The following is a 14,788-nucleotide window of genomic DNA, read 5'->3' as shown; positions in this document are numbered from 1 at the left end:
CCCCCACTTCGCGGGGGAGGGGACTGGCTCCTTCCCCCGCGAAGTGGGGGAAGGTTGGGATGGGGGCCCAGTGCATGCACCTCCCCTCACCCATGCAGCGCCAGCCCCTTGACCACCTTGTCGACCGCCTTGCGGTCGCCGCGCACCGCCAGCCCGACGAGGTCCATGTCGGCCGGGTCCGCCTCGCGGAAGACGGCGCGGTTGGCGGCATCGTGGCCGGTGGCGAACATCGCCGCCACATAGGCCGCCACCGTCAGGTCGCGCTCCAGGGCGCCGCGGTGCGCCGCCTGCAGCCGGGCGCGGTCCCCGGCGAAGATCAGCACCGGCTGACCGAGCATCCGGGCGTAGCGCCGGCCGGCGGCGTCCTCGTAGGACTCGCCGATGGCGTCGGGGGCGGAGACGGCGATGCCGCTCGCCAGGAAGGCGGTCACGTTCAGCTTCTGCCAGACGGCCAGATCCTCGCGCACGATCAGCGCGATCTTGGTGGTGAACATCGTTGCTCGCAGCCCTGCCGTTGAGGAACGCCGGCATCATGGCGCGGCGGCGGCGCCCCGGTCTGGAACGTTCGTGCACAGACGGCGGTAGGCGGCCGGGGTGAGGCCGTAGGCGCGGCGGAACCAGCGCCCCAGGTGGCTCTGGTCGGCGAAGCCCACGGTGGCGGCCACGGACGCCGGCGCGTTGCCGCTCGACAGCAGGCGCCGCGCCGCGGTCAGGCGCAGCTGCACCAGATAGGCGTGCGGCGGCAGCCCGTAGGCGGCGCGGAAGGCGCGGGCGAGCTGGAAACGGTCGGGCGCCCCGCACGCCTCGGCCAGCGCGTCCAGCCCCGGGTCCTCGGCCATCAGCGCGTGCAGCATCTCGCGCGCCCGGCGCGCCGCCCTGGGCGCCCGGCGCGCCCCGGCCCCGGTCGGTCGGCCGTCGGCCAGCTGCGGCTCCAGCGCTGCGACCATGGCGTCCAGCGCGGCGTCGCGGGCGAGGCGCGGCATCTCCGGCGCGCGCAGCACCGCGAAGGCGCGCCCGATCGCTTCGGCCAGCCGGGCGTCGTCGGCCAGTGTCGCCGGGAAGCCGACCTCGCCGGTGCCGCGGTCGCCGGCGGCGACCAGCCGGCGCGTCTCCGCCAGCCAGCCGGTCGGCAGGTAGAGCATCACGTAGGTGAAGCCCTCGGCCGCCGGCGCGTGGCCGTCGTGCACCTCGCCCGGCTCGATCAGGATGACGCGTCCCGGCGTGCTGCGGTGCAGGCGGCGCCGGCAGGAGAATTCCTGCAGGCCCTGCTCGGTGACGCCGACCAGCGCCTCTTCGTGATAGTGCGGGTCGTAGGCGTGGCCCGAGAAATGGGCGCGGATCGTCTCCACGCCGGTCGCGGCGTCGCGGGTCACATCGACCCAGTTGCGCGGGGTGGAGGCCGTGTCCATGCCCAGCAACATAGACGCGCGCCGCGGCGCCGGGGAGTCGGCCATGTTTCCGAGGCCTCCCGCCGCGCCTCGGCGCCGTGGCGCGGCGGACCGACCTCAGAGCTCGGGAGCCGGAGTCCGCGTCACCCCCAGAGCACCGTTGGCGTCGAAGGCGAATCCGAGGTGCACCGGCTGCGTGCGCCGATGCTGTGCCAGGGCCAGGTCGCCCAGCACCGTGATGGCGTATCCCAGCGCGCCCACATGGGCGAACAGCTCCTCCTGCGCGGCGCGCAGGCCCGGCAGCTTGTTCATGTCCCAGATCTCGAACAGGATCGGCGGATAGCCGCAGTCCCGCAGGGTCCGGTCGGCGCCGCGCAGCACGCTCAGCTCCACCCCTTCGACGTCCAGCTTGATCAGCCGCACGTCGGTGAGATCAAGGGAATCCAGGGTGATCAGTTCGGCCAGCTGGGTTTCCGCCTGGGGGGCGTCGGTCGGCGCGCCGATGCCGGCTTGCCGGCGCACCGCGCGCACGGCGGGATCGATGCTGAGCGCGCCGATGTTGCCGTCGGTGGTGTAGTCCGGCTTCGGGATGCGAATGTGCCCCTCGCGGTCGGAGAGGCCGAAATTGAACGGGTAGACGGTGTCGACCCCGTTCAGGACCACGTTGCCGCAGAGCTGGTAGTAGACGATCCGCTGGACCTCGAAGCTCAACACCTGATAGCGCCCGCCCGCCAGCTTGGCGATGGGAATGGAGAACGCGCCGAGGTTCGCCCCGCCATCGATGATGGTGCCGCCGCGCCCATCCATGTCCAGCAGCATCTCGGCGGTGGCGACGGTCACCGGATCCCAGTTGCCGTAGGCGCGGAGCACGGCCGAGATCAGGTCGTCGCCGGCGAACAGCAGGTATCGGCCGATCTCCGTTTCGACGACGTCGACGTGCGGCAGCATTGGAAAGTCCATGGATTGCAAAGTGTTACACCGAATGCTAGCACGGTGCCGAAACCGGCGCATGCGGAAATCCCCGGCGCCGCTTGTCAGCGTCCTCCGCCGGGCTTAGCTTGCTGGAGCCGTCAGGCCGCCAAGCAATGCCGAAGAAGAGTGGAGGGAAGTCCCATGGCCGTCGTCACCGCCCCGCGCGTCGCCCTGAACGAGGGAGCGCTGGCCGAGTTGCGCACGCTGCTGGGCGACCGGCTGAGCACCTCCGGCCCGGTCCGCGAGCACCACGGCAAGGACGAATCCTACCACCCGGTCATGCCGCCCGACGCGGTGGCCTTCGCCAACTCGACCGAGGAGGTCAGCGCCATCGTCAAGGTGTGCGCCAGGCACCGCCTGCCGATCATCCCCTTCGGCACCGGCACCTCGCTGGAGGGCGGCGTGGCGGCGCTGAAGGGCGGCGTCACCATCGACGTGTCGAACATGAAGGAGATCCTGCGCGTCTCCCCCGAGGACCTGGACGTCACCGTCCAGGCCGGCGTGACCCGCAAGCAGCTGAACGAGCACCTGCGCGACACCGGCCTGTTCTTCCCCATCGACCCCGGCGCCGACGCCTCGCTGGGCGGCATGGCGGCGACGCGGGCGAGCGGCACCAACGCCGTGCGCTACGGCACCATGCGCGAGAACGTGCTGGGCCTCACCGTGGTGCTGGCCGACGGGCGGATCATTAGGACCGGCGGGCGGGCCCGCAAGTCGGCCGCCGGTTACGACCTGACGCGGCTGTTCGTCGGCTCTGAGGGCACGCTCGGCATCATCACCGAGGTGACGCTGCGCCTCTACGGCATCCCCGAGGCGATCTCCGCCGCGGTCTGCCCGTTCGAGAGCGTGCGCGGCGCCGTGGACACGGTGATCGCCACCATCCAGTCCGGCATCCCGGTGGCCCGCGTCGAGTTCCTCGACGAGCTGCAGATGGAGGCGATCAACCGCTATTCGAAGTTCGACATGGCGGTGAAGCCGACGCTGTTCTTTGAGTTCCACGGCACCACCCGCGGCGTCGAGGAGCAGGCGGAGATGGTGGGCGCCATCGCCAGGGAGAACGGCGGCCTCGACTTCGAATGGGCGACGCGGCCGGAGGACCGCTCCCGGCTGTGGCAGGCGCGGCACGACGCCTACTACGCGGCGCTGGGCCTGCGGCCGGGAGCCAAGGGGTGGCCGACCGACGTGTGCGTGCCGATCTCGCGCCTCGCCGACGCCATCCTGGAGACCAAGGAGGATCTCGCGGCCTCCTTCCTGGTGTCGCCGGTCGTCGGCCATGTCGGCGACGGCAACTTCCACCTCGTCTTCCTGGTCGATCCCGACAAGCCCGAGGACATGGCCGAGGCCACCCGCCTCAACGACCGCCTCGTCGAGCGGGCGCTGCGCATGGGCGGCACCTGCACCGGCGAGCACGGCGTCGGCTACGGCAAGATGGGCTTCCTGGCGCAGGAGGCGGGCGAGGCCTACGGCGTCATGGGCGACGTCAAGACGGCGCTCGACCCGCTGAACATCATGAACCCGGGCAAGGTGGTGCGCGTCGGGTAGGACCGGATGGGGCGGCCGGGTGTGCCACTCCGCCCCTTGTTCCGGGCGTGGGTTGTGTTAAAGCTTTGAGGGAAGGCCAGCCGCGCTGCGGTGCGGCATACCAGGCCCAGCGCCGCCAGAAACTTAGGGGAAGGATAAGCCGCATGCCTACCAAGGGCTTCCAGGACGCTCCGGACGACCGCAGCGAGCTGACCGCCGAGCAGGAGAGCGCCGTCCGCATCGTCGCCAACAGCCTGCACCGCCTGAACGAGGCGGTCGTCAAGTGCGTCGAGGCCGGCATCACGGTCGAGTTGATGCGCACCGCCCGCTACCACAACGAGACGGGCAACTGGGGCGACCAGCTCACCCCGGTGATCCGCACCAAGTAAGTTTTCGGCGCCCGAGCCGACCCGACGGCCCGCCGGCTGCACCCCGGCGGGCCGTTCGTGTGTCTACTCGGACCCGGCCGCCAGCGACGGCTTGATCAGCCCGAAGAACACGGCGCCTTCTCCCTCGTAGCGCCAGCCCAGGTGCGCGCCGCAGCCCCGGCACACGGCGAAGCGCCACGCGAAGCCGCGGAACCACGTGAACTCCGTCGTGGCCGGCCCGACGCCGACGGCGCCCGGAGCCTCCTTGAAGCACAGCACGCGGAAGACCCGGCCGGACGGGTTGAAGAACGCCCGCTCGTGCGCGCCGTCCACCGCCATCTCCCAACGCCCGCGGGTCACCTCGTGCGCACAGGCGGCGCAGCGGTAGACGCGCTCGGCGTCCCTGGCGGCGCTGTCGGCCGCGCTGTCGGGAAGATCCTTGGGCATGGCCTCATCCTAGCGCTCAGGCGCCGCGCCGCGCCAGCGCCGCCACGCCCCAGGCCAGCCCGGCCGCCAGCATCAGCCCGCCGGTCGCCGCCAGGCCGCGCACGGTGGCCTCGCGCAGCACCGGGGCGCGCGGGCTGGCCTCGGCGTCGAAGGCCCCGTGCGTGGCGTGCGGGGCGTGCACGGGCTCATACAGGTTGTCGCGGTAGCCCGCCGGCAACGGGTCGGGGCGGAGCTGCTGTTCGTAGGCCATGCGGGCGACGACACGGTCCATCAGGCCGGGCGCCACCATCTGGCCGAGGATCGTCTGCACCGTCGATCCGCCGACCCACAGCTCGCGCGGGGCGTGCGCGGCGGCGTGCAGGATGGCCTCGGCGGCACGCTCCGGCTGCATGATCGGGCCGACCGGCTTCGGCCGGCGGGCGAAGCGCACCCGCGCCCAGTCGAACTGCGGGGTGTTCATCGCCGGCAGGTGCACGGCGGTGAGGCGGACGTTGCTGCCGTCGTGGATCAGCTCGGCCCGCAGCGAATCGGTGAAGCCGACGATGGCGTGCTTGGCGCCGCAGTAGGCGGCCTGCAAGGGGATGCCGCGGAACGCCAGCGCCGAGCCGACCTGCACGATGGTGCCGCGGTCGCGCGGCAGCATGCGGCGCAGCGCCGCCATGGTGCCGTGCACGCAGCCGAAGTAGCAGACCTGCGTCACCCGGTGCAGCTCGTGCGGCTCCAGCGCGCGGACCGGCGAGAAGACGGTGGTCATGGCGTTGTTGACCCAGACGTCGACGGGGCCGAGCGTCTCCTCCACCGCGGCGGCGGCGGCGTCCACCGCCTCGAACTCGGAGACATCGACGGGCAGCGCGACGGCCTCGCCGCCCAACCGCTCGACCTCGCGCTCGGTGGCGTGCAGCGCCGCGCCGTCGCGGGCCAGCAGGCCGATGCGCGCGCCCTGGCGGGCGAAGGCGTGCGCGGTGGCGCGGCCGACGCCGGCCGAGGCGCCGGTGATGACGACGACGGGGGAGGGCGTGGGCATCGGGCGGTCTCCGGCTGCTGGGGCTCGATACCGTCAACGGCGCAGGCGCGTTTCGGTGCCCTCGCCGGGTCAATCCCCGGAGCGCTGCGCCTCGTGCCCGCCCGGCGCCTGGGCGCGCTTGCGGGCGGGGCCGGCGGCGCGGGCGAGGTTGTGGGCGGAGTTGACCAGCGCCACGTGCGAGAAGGCCTGCGGCACGTTGCCGAGCTGGCGGCGCGCCACCGGGTCGTACTCCTCGGCCAGCAGGCCGACGTCGTTGCGCAGCTCCAGCAGGCGTTCGAACAGCTCGCGCGCCTCCTCGTGGCGGCCCAGCATCACCTTGGCATCGACCAGCCAGAAGGCGCAGGCCACGAAGCAGCCCTCGCCGGGCGGCAGACCGTCCAGCTCCGGCTCGGTCGGGTAGCGCCGCAGCAGCCCGCCATCCATCGACAGCTCGCGCTCGACCGCTTCGACGGTGCCCACGACGCGCGGATCCTCGGGCGGCAGGAAGCCCACCTGCGGGATCAGCAGCAGCGCCGCGTCGGTGTGCTTGGCGCCGTAGTACTGGACGAAGCTGTTGCGCTTGGCGTCGAAGCCCTTCTCGCAGACCTCGGCGTGGATGCGCCGGGCCAGCTCGCGCCAGCGCTCCACCGGGCCGTCCACGCCGCACTGCTCCACCGCCTGCACCGCCCGGTCGAAGGCGACCCAGGCCATGACCTTGGAGTGGGTGAAGTGGCGTGGCGGGCCGCGCATCTCCCACAGGCCGTGGTCGGCGGTGTGCCAGATGGTCTCCAGGTGCTTGACCAGCGCGCGCTGGACGCGCCAGCCGTCGTCGTCGCGGGTGATGCCGCTGCGCCGGGCGATGTGCAGGCTGTCCAGCACCTCGCCGAAGACGTCGAGCTGGCACTGCCCGTGCGCGCCGTTGCCGATGCGCACCGGCCGGCTGCCCTCGAACCCGGCCAGCCAGGGCACCTCCCACTCGTCCAGCCGCCGCTCGCCGGCCAGCCCGTACATGATCTGCAGCTGCGCGGGCATGCCGGCGACCGCGCGCACCAGCCAGTGCCGCCACGCCTCCGCCTCCTCGCGGTAGCCGGCGCTGAGCAGGGCGTAGAGCGTGAACGCCGAATCGCGCAGCCAGCAGAAGCGGTAGTCCCAGTTCCGCTCGCCGCCGATCTTCTCCGGCAGCGAGGTGGTGGCCGCCGCGGCGATGCCGCCGGTCGGGCCGTAGGTCAGCCCTTTCAGCGTGATCAGCGAGCGCTCCACCGCCTCCCGCCATGGCCCGTCGTACTGGCACTGGCCGCTCCAGGCCCGCCACCACGCCTCGGTCTCCGCCAGCAGGGCGTCGGCATCCTCGGTGGGCGCAGCGGGCAGGTGCGAGCGGTGCCAGATCAGCGTGAACGGCGTCCGCTCGCCGGCGGCGACGGTGAAGGCGGCGCGGGTGTGGAAGGCCTCGCCGTGCAGCGGCACCGGCGTGCGCAACGCGACGGCCTCCGGGCCGGCGATGGCGCTCAGCCCGTCGTCGGTGCGGCGCACCCAGGGCACGATGGCGCCGTAGCCGAAGCGCAGCACCAGATCCATGGAGAGGTCGACCCGGCCTCGCCGCCCTTCGACGATTCGCACGAGGTCGGCGCGGTCCTCGTCGCGGTCGGGCTGCGGCGGCATGAAGTCGAGGAGGGCGACGGTGCCCCCGGCGGTTTCGAACTCGGTCTCGAGCACCAGCGTGCCGGGGAGGTAGTGGCGGCGGACGGCCTTGATCTCGCCCTCCGGCGCGATGCGCCAGTGGCCGTTGTCGGCGTCGCCCAGCAACGCGGCGAAGCAGGCGTCCGAATCGAATCGCGGCAGGCACAGCCAGTCCACCGAGCCGTCGCGCCCGATCAGCGCCGCGGTGTGCGTGTTGCCGATGAGCGCATAGTCCTCGATGCGGCGTTCCATGCCCGAGCCAACGGCGGCACGGGCGCAAGAGTTCCGCAAAAGCGAAAAGGGCCGACGCATCGCTGCGTCGGCCCCTTCGTATGGTCGGAGAGAGAGGATTCGAACCTCCGGCCCCTGCCTCCCGAAAGCAGTGCTCTACCAGGCTGAGCTACTCTCCGTCTGACCGGCGTCGCCGCCGGTGGAGCGGGTATATAACGGCTCCGATCCCGCCCTGCAAGCTCAATAATCGCGGTCGATGACGAAATCGATCACGTCGAGCAGGGCGCGCTTCACGGCGCTGTCCGGGAACAGGCCCAGCGCGTCGCGCGCGATGGCGCCGTAGTGGCGCGCGCGCTCCACGGTGTCCTTCAGCGCGCTGTGCTTGACCATCAGCTGCTGCGCGCGCTCCAGGTCGCCGTCCTGCTGGTCCAGCTCCTCCATGGTGCGGCGCCAGAAGGCGCGCTCCTCGTCGTTGCCGCGGCGGAAGGCGAGCACGATGGGCAGGGTGATCTTGCCCTCGCGGAAGTCGTCGCCGACCGTCTTGCCCAGCTTCGCCTGCTTGGCCGAGTAGTCGAGCACGTCGTCCACCAGCTGGAAGGCGATGCCCAGGTTCATGCCGTAGTCGTAGAGCGCCATCTCCTCCGCCTGCGGGCGGGACGCCACCACGGCGCCGACGCGGCAGGCGGCGGCGAACAGCTCCGCCGTCTTGGCCTTGATGACCTCGAGGTAGGCCTGCTCGCTGGTCTCGGTGTCGTTGGAGGTTTGCAGCTGCAGGACCTCGCCCTCGGCGATGACGGCCGAGGCCTTGGACAGGATGCGCAGCACGTCCAGCGAACCGACCCCGACCATCAGCTCGAAGGCGCGGGAGAACAGGAAGTCGCCGACCAGCACGCTGGCCTTGTTGCCGAACACCGCGTTGGCCGAGGCGAGACCGCGGCGCAGGTCGCTCTCGTCCACCACGTCGTCGTGCAGCAGCGTGGCGGTGTGGATGAACTCCACCACGGCGGCCAGCATCTTGTGGTTGTCGCCCCGGTAGCCGCATATCTGCGCGGCGGCCAGCGTCAGCACCGGGCGCAGGCGCTTGCCGCCGGCGGCGATGATGTAGCCCGCCAGCTGCGGGATCATCTCCACCGACGAATGCATGTTCGCCAGGATCAGCTCGTTCACCGAGTCCAGGTCCTGGGACACCAGGCTGGTCAGCTCATCGAGCGGGGTGGACTTGCGCCGTTTCGGATCGAGGTTCGTGACGACCGCCAAGGCCGGCTCCAATCGTGATTGACGTGGCGATTCCCGGCAGCGAGCATAACGGCATACCCTGTTCGGTCAAGTCCGCTTGCCCACAGCACCCGGAGCGCCATGCAGAACCGCCTGCGTACCACCGAGTTCCAGCCTTTGTCACTCGTCCAAGGGACGGAAGGGGGGCGCCGTGACGGACGGTGAAGACAGCCTGCTCGGCGGGCGCGTGCGCATCGCGCAGCCGCCCGAGGGCTACCGCGCCGCCATCGACCCCGTGCTGCTTGCCGCCGCCACCGCGGCCGAGCTGGGGAACCGCGTGCTCGACGTCGGCGCCGGGACCGGGGCGGCCTCGCTCTGCCTCGCCGTGCGGGCGCCGGCCTGCCGCATCGTCGGGCTGGAGAAGCACCCGGAGGTCGCGGCCTACGCCAGCCACAACATCGAGCGGAACGGGCTGCAGGCCCGCGCCTGGGTGGTGGTCGGCGACCTGCTGAACCCGCCGCTGATGGTGGCGCCCGGTTCCTTCGACCGGGTGATGATGAACCCGCCCTACCTGAAGGCCGACGCCGCCACGCTGCCGCCCGACCCCTGGAAGGCCGCCGCCAACGTGGAGGGGGAGGCGACGCTGGCGCACTGGATCGCCTTCGCCGCCACCATGGTGAAGATGCGCGGCTGGCTGACGCTGGTGCACCGCGCCGACCGGGTGGACGAGATCCTGGCGCTGCTGCACGGCCGCTTCGGCTCGACCACGCTGTTCCCGCTGTGGCCGAAGGCCGGGGAGGCGGCGAAACGCGTGCTGGTGAGCGCGCAGCGCGGCAGCAAGGCGCCGACCACGCTGGCCGCCGGGCTGGTGCTGCACGAGGCGGACGGCCGCTTCACCGCGGCGGCGGAGGCGGTGCTGCGCGACGGCGCGGCGCTGAGCCTTTGATGGACACGCTGGCATACCCATCTCTTGCGGCGATGATCCGATCCTTCCTCTCCAAACTCCCCTTCGGCCCGTGGCGCGAGCGCGGGCCGGTGGTGTCCGCCGTGCGCCTGTCCGGCGCCATCGGGGCGGCCGGTCCGCTGCGCCCCGGCCTGTCCCTGGAAGCCCTGGCGCCGTTGCTGGAGCGCGCCTTCGCCCGCAAGGGGCAGGCGGCGGTGGCGCTGCTGGTCAACTCGCCCGGCGGCTCGCCGGTGCAGTCGGCGCTGATCGCCAAGCGAATCCGCGACCTCGCCGAGGAGAAGAAGGTGCCGGTGCTGGCCTTCTGCGAGGACGTGGCGGCGTCCGGCGGCTATTGGCTGGCCTGCGCGGCCGACGAGATCTTCGCCGACGAAAGCTCGATCGTCGGCTCGATCGGCGTGGTGTCGGCCGGCTTCGGCTTGCATGACTTCATCGAGCGGCACGGAATCGAGCGGCGCGTCTACACGTCCGGCGACAAGAAGGTGCTGCTCGACCCCTTCGCGCCGGAGCGCGAGGACGGCGTGGCCCACCTCAAGGCCATCCAGGCCGAGGTGCACGAGAGCTTCAAGGCGATGGTCCGCGCACGGCGCGGAACCCGGCTGACCGGGCCGGACGAGGAGCTGTTCACCGGCGCCTTCTGGACCGGCCGGCGGGCGCTGGAGTACGGACTGATCGACGGCATCGGCGACGCGCGCGGCGTCCTGCGGGCGCGCTTCGGCGAGAAGGTGCGGTTCCACGTGATGCACGAGCACCGGCCGTGGTGGCGCCGCCTTCCGATGCGCAGCCAGTCCCGTCCCTGGGCGGCCGAACTGGCGGACGCGGCGCTGGGCGCCGTGGAGGAACGCGCGCTGTGGGCGCGCTACGGACTGTAGGAGAGCAGGGGATGAGCAACCCCCAGGTGTTGAGCCGCCGCGTCATCCACAAGGACCACGTGATCTTTCGCGAGGGCGAGCCCGGCAACGTCATGTTCCTGGTGCAGAGCGGCCGGGTGCAGATCTGGCGCGGTCAGCCCGACGACCGGGTGGAACTCGGAATCGTGCCGCAGGGCGGCGTCTTCGGCGAGATGGCGATCTTCGACGGCAAGCCGCGCATGGCCAGCGCCTCGGCGCTGGAGGACACGGTGCTGGTGCAGATCCAGGGCGACCACGTGCGCGAGGCGCTGCGCAAGGCCGACCCGATCCTGACCAAGCTGATCAAGGTGATCCTGGACTCCGCCCGCGGCCTCGGCGCGCAGCTTGAGGCCGCGCATAAAGGGCAGGGGAATGCCGGTGATAAAGAGGCCGAGGAAAGCCTCTCCGACGCTCCCCCCTCCTAACCTCCCCCCACTGCGCGGGGGGAGGAATCAGCGCCCTCCCCAGCGCAGTGGGGGCGTGGAGCCGGTGCCGAAGGCAACGAGCGCCAAAGGCGATCGTAGGTGGAGCGCGGTCGCCCGACTTGCGGGCGACCGGTGGTTGGGGTGGGGGCCCGATGCGGAGACCTACCCCTCGATCCGCGAGAAGTCCGCCACTGCGTTCAGCGTCGCGCGGATCTGGCTGAGCAGACGCAGGCGGTTGGCGCGCAGGTCGGCCTGTTCGGCGTTCACCGTCACCTTGTCGAAGAAGGCGTCCACCGGGCCGCGCAGGCGGGCCAGCACGCCCATGGTGCCGGTGAAGTCCTCCTTGTCCAGCAGCGGCTTGGCCGTCGCCGCGGCGTCCGTGAGGGCGCCGTAGAGGTCCTTCTCCTCGGTGAGCGTCAGCAGCGCGGCGTCGACCGGCTGGTCGTAGGCCTTGCCGTCCTTCTTCTCTTCGATGCGCACGATGTTGGAGGCGCGCTTGTAGGCGGTGAGCAGGTTGGCGCCGTCCTCGGAGCCGACGAACTCCTGCAACGCCTTCACGCGGGCCAGCAGGCGGACGAGATCGTCCTCGCCGCCGAGCGAGAACACCGCGTCCACCAGGTCGTGCCGCACGCCCTGGTCGCGCAGCACCACCTTCAGGCGGTCGGCGAAGAAGGCCAGCAGGTCGCCCGCCACCGCGTCCGACGCGGCGAAGCCGCCGACCCGGTACAGGCCGTGCGCCGCCTGGAACACCTGGGTCAGGTTCAGGCGCAGCCCGTTCTCCAGCACCAGCCGGATGATGCCCAGCGCGGCGCGGCGCAGGGCGTAGGGGTCCTTCGACCCCGTGGGCTTCTCGTCGATGGCGAAGAAGCCGACCAGCGTGTCCAGCTTGTCGGCCAGCGCCACCGCTACCGACACCGGGGCCTTCGGGCAGGAATCGTTGGGGCCGAGCGGCTTGTAGTGCTCGGCGATGGCTTCGGCCACCGCGGCGCTCTCGCCCTCGCCAAGCGCATAGTAGCGGCCCATGATGCCCTGGACCTCGGGGAACTCGCCGACCACCTCGGTGACCAGATCGGCCTTGGCGAGGAAGGCGGCGCGCGTGGCGGCGTCGGCGTCCGCGCCGGTCGCGCGGGCGATCTCGGCCGCCAGAACCTGCACCCGGTTCACCTTCTCGGACACCGTGCCGAGCTTGGCGTGGAAGGTGATGTTGGCGAGCTTGGGGACGCGCTCCTCGAGCTTCGTCTTGCGGTCCTGGTCCCAGAAGAACTTGGCGTCGGACAGGCGGGCGCGCAGCACGCGCTCGTTGCCGGCGACCACCGCCTTGCCGCCGTCGGCCGTCGCCATGTTGGCGGCGACGATGAAGCGCGGCGCCATCCGGCCACCCTTGTCCAGCACGGCGAAGTACTTCTGGTGCGTGCGCATGGAGGTGATCAGTACCTCGGCCGGTACGTCCATGAACGCCTCGTCGATGCTGCCCATCAGCATCACCGGCCATTCCACGAGGCCGGCGACCTCCTCCAGCAGCCCGTCGTCGGGCGACAGGGTCAGGCCCTGCGCGGCGGCCAGCGCCTCGGCGTCGGCCTTGACCTTCGCCTTGCGCTCCTCCCGGTCGAGGATGACGTGCGCGGCGCGCAGCTTCTCCCGGTAGTCGGCGAAGCCCTCGACGGCGAACGGCTCGGGCGACAGGAAGCGGTGGCCGCGGGTGGTGTTGCCGAAGGCCAGCGAGCCCTGGCGCTCACCCAGGTTGAACGACCCGGCCAGCGTCTGTCCGCCGAACACGGCGAGGATCGAGTGCAGTGGGCGCACCCAGCGCACGTCGCCGCTCGACCAGCGCATGGACTTCGGCCAGGGCAGCTCGGCCATCACCGCGGGGATGATCTCGGCGAGCACCTCCGCCGTGTCGCGGCCCTTCTTCTCGGCGACGGCGAAGTAGAACACGCCCTTGCCGGTGTCGCGCTGCTCGCACTGGTCGAGGCTGGTCAGGCCGGCGGACTTCAGGAAACCCTGCACCGCCTGCTCGGGCGAGCCGACGCGCGGGCCCTTCTTCTCTTCCTTGACGTCGGCGGTGCGCTCCGGCAGCCCGTCCACCACCAGCGCCAGACGGCGCGGCGTCGAGTGCGCCTCGGCCTTCGCGAAGCTCAGGCCCGACGCGGCCAGCTTCTCGGTGACGAGGCGCTTGAGGTCGTCGGCCGCGCGCGCCTGCATGCGGGCGGGGATTTCCTCGGAAAAGAACTCGATCAGCAATTCGGGCATTTTGTCGTTGGGCATTTATTGGGCCCCCCCGGCGATCCACGCCTCGCAGCAGGCTTTCGCCAGCGCGCGCACGCGGCCGATGTAGGCGGCGCGCTCGACGACGGAGATCACGCCGCGCGCGTCCAGCAGGTTGAACAGGTGCGACGCCTTGATGCACTGGTCGTAGGCGGGCAGCGCCACGCCCTTGGCGACCAGCGCCTGGCACTCGGCCTCGGCGTCCTTGAAGTGCTGGAGCAGCATGCCGGTGTTGGCGTGCTCGAAATTGTGCGCGGAGTACTCGATCTCGGCGCGCTTGAAGACGTCGCCGTACTTCACGCCCTCGCCGTTGAAGTCGAGGTCGTAGACGTTCTCCACGCCCTGCACGTACATGGCGAGACGCTCCAGGCCGTAGGTTAGCTCCACCGCCACGGGATCGCACTCGATGCCGCCGACCTGCTGGAAGTACGTGTACTGCGTGACCTCCATGCCGTCGCACCACACCTCCCAGCCCAGGCCCCAGGCGCCCAGGGTCGGGCTCTCCCAGTCGTCCTCGACGAAGCGGATGTCGTGCAGCTTGGGATCGATGCCCAGCACCTCCAGGCTCTTCAGGTACAGCTCCTGCGCGTTGGCGGGCGAGGGCTTGAGGATCACCTGGTACTGGTAATAGTGCTGCAGGCGGTTCGGGTTCTCGCCGTAGCGGCCGTCCTTGGGGCGGCGGGAGGGCTGCACGTAGGCCGCCTTCCACGGCTGCGGGCCCAGCGCCCGCAGCGTCGTCGCCGGATGGAAGGTGCCGGCCCCGACTTCCATGTCGTAGGGCTGGAGGATCACGCAGCCCTGTTCGGACCAGAACTGGTGCAGCTTCAGGATGAGGGCCTGGAACGACAGGCTCTTTGAGGACGCCATGGGCGGTCACTTGCAGGTCGGTTGAAAGCGCCGGGCACGATACGCGGGGGACTCCGGCAAATCAAGCCGCGACCGGGCTTAATCCTCAGCGCCCATACGGGCATCCGGCCCGTCCGCACGAGGTGGCGGAGCGCGGTGCCACCCAGGCCCCGCACTCAGGGCACTTCTCCATGTCCTCGGCGTCCATGGCGGTGGGGCCGGCGGACGCGGCGGGCGAGTCGCGGCGCGGTTGCGGCTGCGGGGCGGCCTGGCGGCGCAGCTGGTCGCGGCGCACGGCGTCCACGCGCTGGAACCAGCGCCAGCCGTACCACACGGCGCCGATCACCAGCGCGAGGAGGAGGAGTTTCGAGAACGACAGCATGGCCGCAGGATGCGGGGCCGGCGGCGGAGGGTCAAGCGGGGATCCTTACTCTATGCGGTTCATGAGCGGCGCGCGCACCGCCCATACGGTGCAGCCCACCGGTTGGCCTTGTGTTCCGCATCCACGGCAGACTAGAAGGGAGCGTAAGCGGTGCTACCACTCCGCCTTCAAAGCATGTGTCGGCGGACAGACGACCA

Annotated in this window: 15 protein-coding genes and 1 tRNA gene; 5 read left to right on the top strand and 11 right to left on the bottom strand. The window is 71.2% G+C overall.

The window, feature by feature from the left end:
- Positions 1-86: 86 nt before the first annotated feature.
- Genes ACRWK7_RS06895 through ACRWK7_RS06885 form a run of 3 tightly spaced genes read right to left on the bottom strand, consistent with a single transcriptional unit; the run spans position 87 to position 2,336 of the window.
- Positions 87-494 (bottom strand): DUF2000 family protein, encoded by a 408-nt coding sequence (locus ACRWK7_RS06895; RefSeq protein WP_431855462.1) that lies wholly within the window; start codon positions 492-494, stop codon positions 87-89.
- Between the two features lie 36 nt (positions 495-530).
- On the bottom strand, positions 531-1,454 hold the full coding sequence (locus ACRWK7_RS06890) for an AraC family ligand binding domain-containing protein (protein ID WP_431855461.1): 924 nt from the start codon (positions 1,452-1,454) through the stop codon (positions 531-533).
- Between the two features lie 51 nt (positions 1,455-1,505).
- A complete protein-coding gene (locus tag ACRWK7_RS06885) occupies positions 1,506-2,336 on the bottom strand; it encodes an FkbM family methyltransferase (RefSeq protein WP_431855460.1) in 831 nt (276 codons plus the stop codon).
- 165 nt (positions 2,337-2,501) lie between these two features.
- Here ACRWK7_RS06885 and ACRWK7_RS06880 point away from each other — a divergent pair, with 165 nt between their 5' ends.
- Both ACRWK7_RS06880 and ACRWK7_RS06875 read left to right on the top strand, forming a co-directional pair.
- The gene (locus tag ACRWK7_RS06880; protein WP_431855459.1) at positions 2,502-3,902 is read left to right on the top strand and encodes an FAD-linked oxidase C-terminal domain-containing protein; all 1,401 of its coding nucleotides are present in this window, start codon (positions 2,502-2,504) and stop codon (positions 3,900-3,902) included.
- A gap of 143 nt (positions 3,903-4,045) precedes the next feature.
- A complete protein-coding gene (locus ACRWK7_RS06875) occupies positions 4,046-4,270 on the top strand; it encodes an SMc00767 family acetate metabolism repressor (protein ID WP_109118111.1) in 225 nt (74 codons plus the stop codon).
- 63 nt (positions 4,271-4,333) lie between these two features.
- Here ACRWK7_RS06875 and ACRWK7_RS06870 read toward each other — a convergent pair whose 3' ends face one another.
- From ACRWK7_RS06870 to ACRWK7_RS06850, 5 genes are all read right to left on the bottom strand, one after another.
- Positions 4,334-4,696 carry a cereblon family protein gene (locus ACRWK7_RS06870; RefSeq protein ID WP_431855458.1) on the bottom strand — a complete coding sequence of 121 codons (363 nt, stop codon included), beginning with the start codon at positions 4,694-4,696 and terminating at the stop codon, positions 4,334-4,336.
- A 16-nt stretch (positions 4,697-4,712) separates the two neighbouring features.
- Positions 4,713-5,720, bottom strand: coding sequence for an SDR family oxidoreductase (locus ACRWK7_RS06865; protein ID WP_431855457.1), 1,008 nt, complete (start codon positions 5,718-5,720; stop codon positions 4,713-4,715).
- A 69-nt stretch (positions 5,721-5,789) separates the two neighbouring features.
- Positions 5,790-7,628 carry a glycoside hydrolase family 15 protein gene (locus tag ACRWK7_RS06860; protein WP_431855456.1) on the bottom strand — a complete coding sequence of 613 codons (1,839 nt, stop codon included), beginning with the start codon at positions 7,626-7,628 and terminating at the stop codon, positions 5,790-5,792.
- Between the two features lie 81 nt (positions 7,629-7,709).
- Positions 7,710-7,786: transfer RNA gene (locus ACRWK7_RS06855), tRNA-Pro, on the bottom strand.
- A 61-nt stretch (positions 7,787-7,847) separates the two neighbouring features.
- Positions 7,848-8,864: a polyprenyl synthetase family protein gene (locus ACRWK7_RS06850; protein ID WP_431855455.1), complete on the bottom strand. Its 1,017-nt coding sequence runs from the start codon at positions 8,862-8,864 to the stop codon at positions 7,848-7,850.
- A gap of 169 nt (positions 8,865-9,033) precedes the next feature.
- Between ACRWK7_RS06850 and ACRWK7_RS06845 the strand changes: the two genes are divergently transcribed.
- Genes ACRWK7_RS06845 through ACRWK7_RS06835 form a run of 3 tightly spaced genes read left to right on the top strand, consistent with a single transcriptional unit; the run spans position 9,034 to position 11,098 of the window.
- On the top strand, positions 9,034-9,768 hold the full coding sequence (locus tag ACRWK7_RS06845; protein ID WP_431855454.1) for a tRNA1(Val) (adenine(37)-N6)-methyltransferase: 735 nt from the start codon (positions 9,034-9,036) through the stop codon (positions 9,766-9,768).
- On the top strand, positions 9,768-10,655 hold the full coding sequence (locus tag ACRWK7_RS06840) for a S49 family peptidase (RefSeq protein WP_431855453.1): 888 nt from the start codon (positions 9,768-9,770) through the stop codon (positions 10,653-10,655). Before ACRWK7_RS06845 ends, ACRWK7_RS06840 begins: the two co-directional genes overlap by 1 nt.
- Before the next feature lie 11 nt (positions 10,656-10,666).
- On the top strand, positions 10,667-11,098 hold the full coding sequence (locus ACRWK7_RS06835) for a cyclic nucleotide-binding domain-containing protein (protein ID WP_431855452.1): 432 nt from the start codon (positions 10,667-10,669) through the stop codon (positions 11,096-11,098).
- Positions 11,099-11,260: 162 nt separating this feature from the next.
- Here the strand turns inward: ACRWK7_RS06835 and glyS are convergent, their stop codons facing one another.
- The 3 genes from glyS to ACRWK7_RS06820 form a co-directional block, all read right to left on the bottom strand.
- Positions 11,261-13,348 (bottom strand): glycine--tRNA ligase subunit beta, encoded by a 2,088-nt coding sequence (gene glyS / locus ACRWK7_RS06830; RefSeq protein ID WP_431855562.1) that lies wholly within the window; start codon positions 13,346-13,348, stop codon positions 11,261-11,263.
- Positions 13,349-13,363: 15 nt separating this feature from the next.
- On the bottom strand, positions 13,364-14,230 hold the full coding sequence (locus ACRWK7_RS06825; protein ID WP_431855451.1) for a glycine--tRNA ligase subunit alpha: 867 nt from the start codon (positions 14,228-14,230) through the stop codon (positions 13,364-13,366).
- An 85-nt stretch (positions 14,231-14,315) separates the two neighbouring features.
- Positions 14,316-14,591: a hypothetical protein gene (locus ACRWK7_RS06820; RefSeq protein ID WP_431855450.1), complete on the bottom strand. Its 276-nt coding sequence runs from the start codon at positions 14,589-14,591 to the stop codon at positions 14,316-14,318.
- Positions 14,592-14,788: the final 197 nt, after the last annotated feature.

The sequence above is a fragment of the Azospirillum sp. genome (genome assembly GCF_050789165.1).
The sequence above is the reverse complement of the archived record's forward strand: the minus strand, read 5'-3'. Positions and strand labels throughout refer to the sequence as shown.

Excerpts from the sequence above, each read along its gene's own strand:
- ACRWK7_RS06870 (WP_431855458.1), bottom strand. The coding sequence starts at position 4,696 with ATGCCCAAGGATCTTCCCGACAGCGCGGCCGACAGCGCCGCCAGGGAC.
- ACRWK7_RS06890 (WP_431855461.1), bottom strand. The coding sequence starts at position 1,454 with ATGGCCGACTCCCCGGCGCCGCGGCGCGCGTCTATGTTGCTGGGCATG.
- ACRWK7_RS06840 (WP_431855453.1), top strand. The coding sequence starts at position 9,768 with ATGGACACGCTGGCATACCCATCTCTTGCGGCGATGATCCGATCCTTC.
- ACRWK7_RS06895 (WP_431855462.1), bottom strand. The coding sequence starts at position 494 with ATGTTCACCACCAAGATCGCGCTGATCGTGCGCGAGGATCTGGCCGTC.
- ACRWK7_RS06860 (WP_431855456.1), bottom strand. The coding sequence starts at position 7,628 with ATGGAACGCCGCATCGAGGACTATGCGCTCATCGGCAACACGCACACC.
- ACRWK7_RS06880 (WP_431855459.1), top strand. The coding sequence starts at position 2,502 with ATGGCCGTCGTCACCGCCCCGCGCGTCGCCCTGAACGAGGGAGCGCTG.
- ACRWK7_RS06820 (WP_431855450.1), bottom strand. The coding sequence starts at position 14,591 with ATGCTGTCGTTCTCGAAACTCCTCCTCCTCGCGCTGGTGATCGGCGCC.
- ACRWK7_RS06875 (WP_109118111.1), top strand. The coding sequence starts at position 4,046 with ATGCCTACCAAGGGCTTCCAGGACGCTCCGGACGACCGCAGCGAGCTG.
- ACRWK7_RS06825 (WP_431855451.1), bottom strand. The coding sequence starts at position 14,230 with ATGGCGTCCTCAAAGAGCCTGTCGTTCCAGGCCCTCATCCTGAAGCTG.
- ACRWK7_RS06865 (WP_431855457.1), bottom strand. The coding sequence starts at position 5,720 with ATGCCCACGCCCTCCCCCGTCGTCGTCATCACCGGCGCCTCGGCCGGC.
- ACRWK7_RS06885 (WP_431855460.1), bottom strand. The coding sequence starts at position 2,336 with ATGCTGCCGCACGTCGACGTCGTCGAAACGGAGATCGGCCGATACCTG.
- ACRWK7_RS06835 (WP_431855452.1), top strand. The coding sequence starts at position 10,667 with ATGAGCAACCCCCAGGTGTTGAGCCGCCGCGTCATCCACAAGGACCAC.
- glyS (WP_431855562.1), bottom strand. The coding sequence starts at position 13,348 with ATGCCCGAATTGCTGATCGAGTTCTTTTCCGAGGAAATCCCCGCCCGC.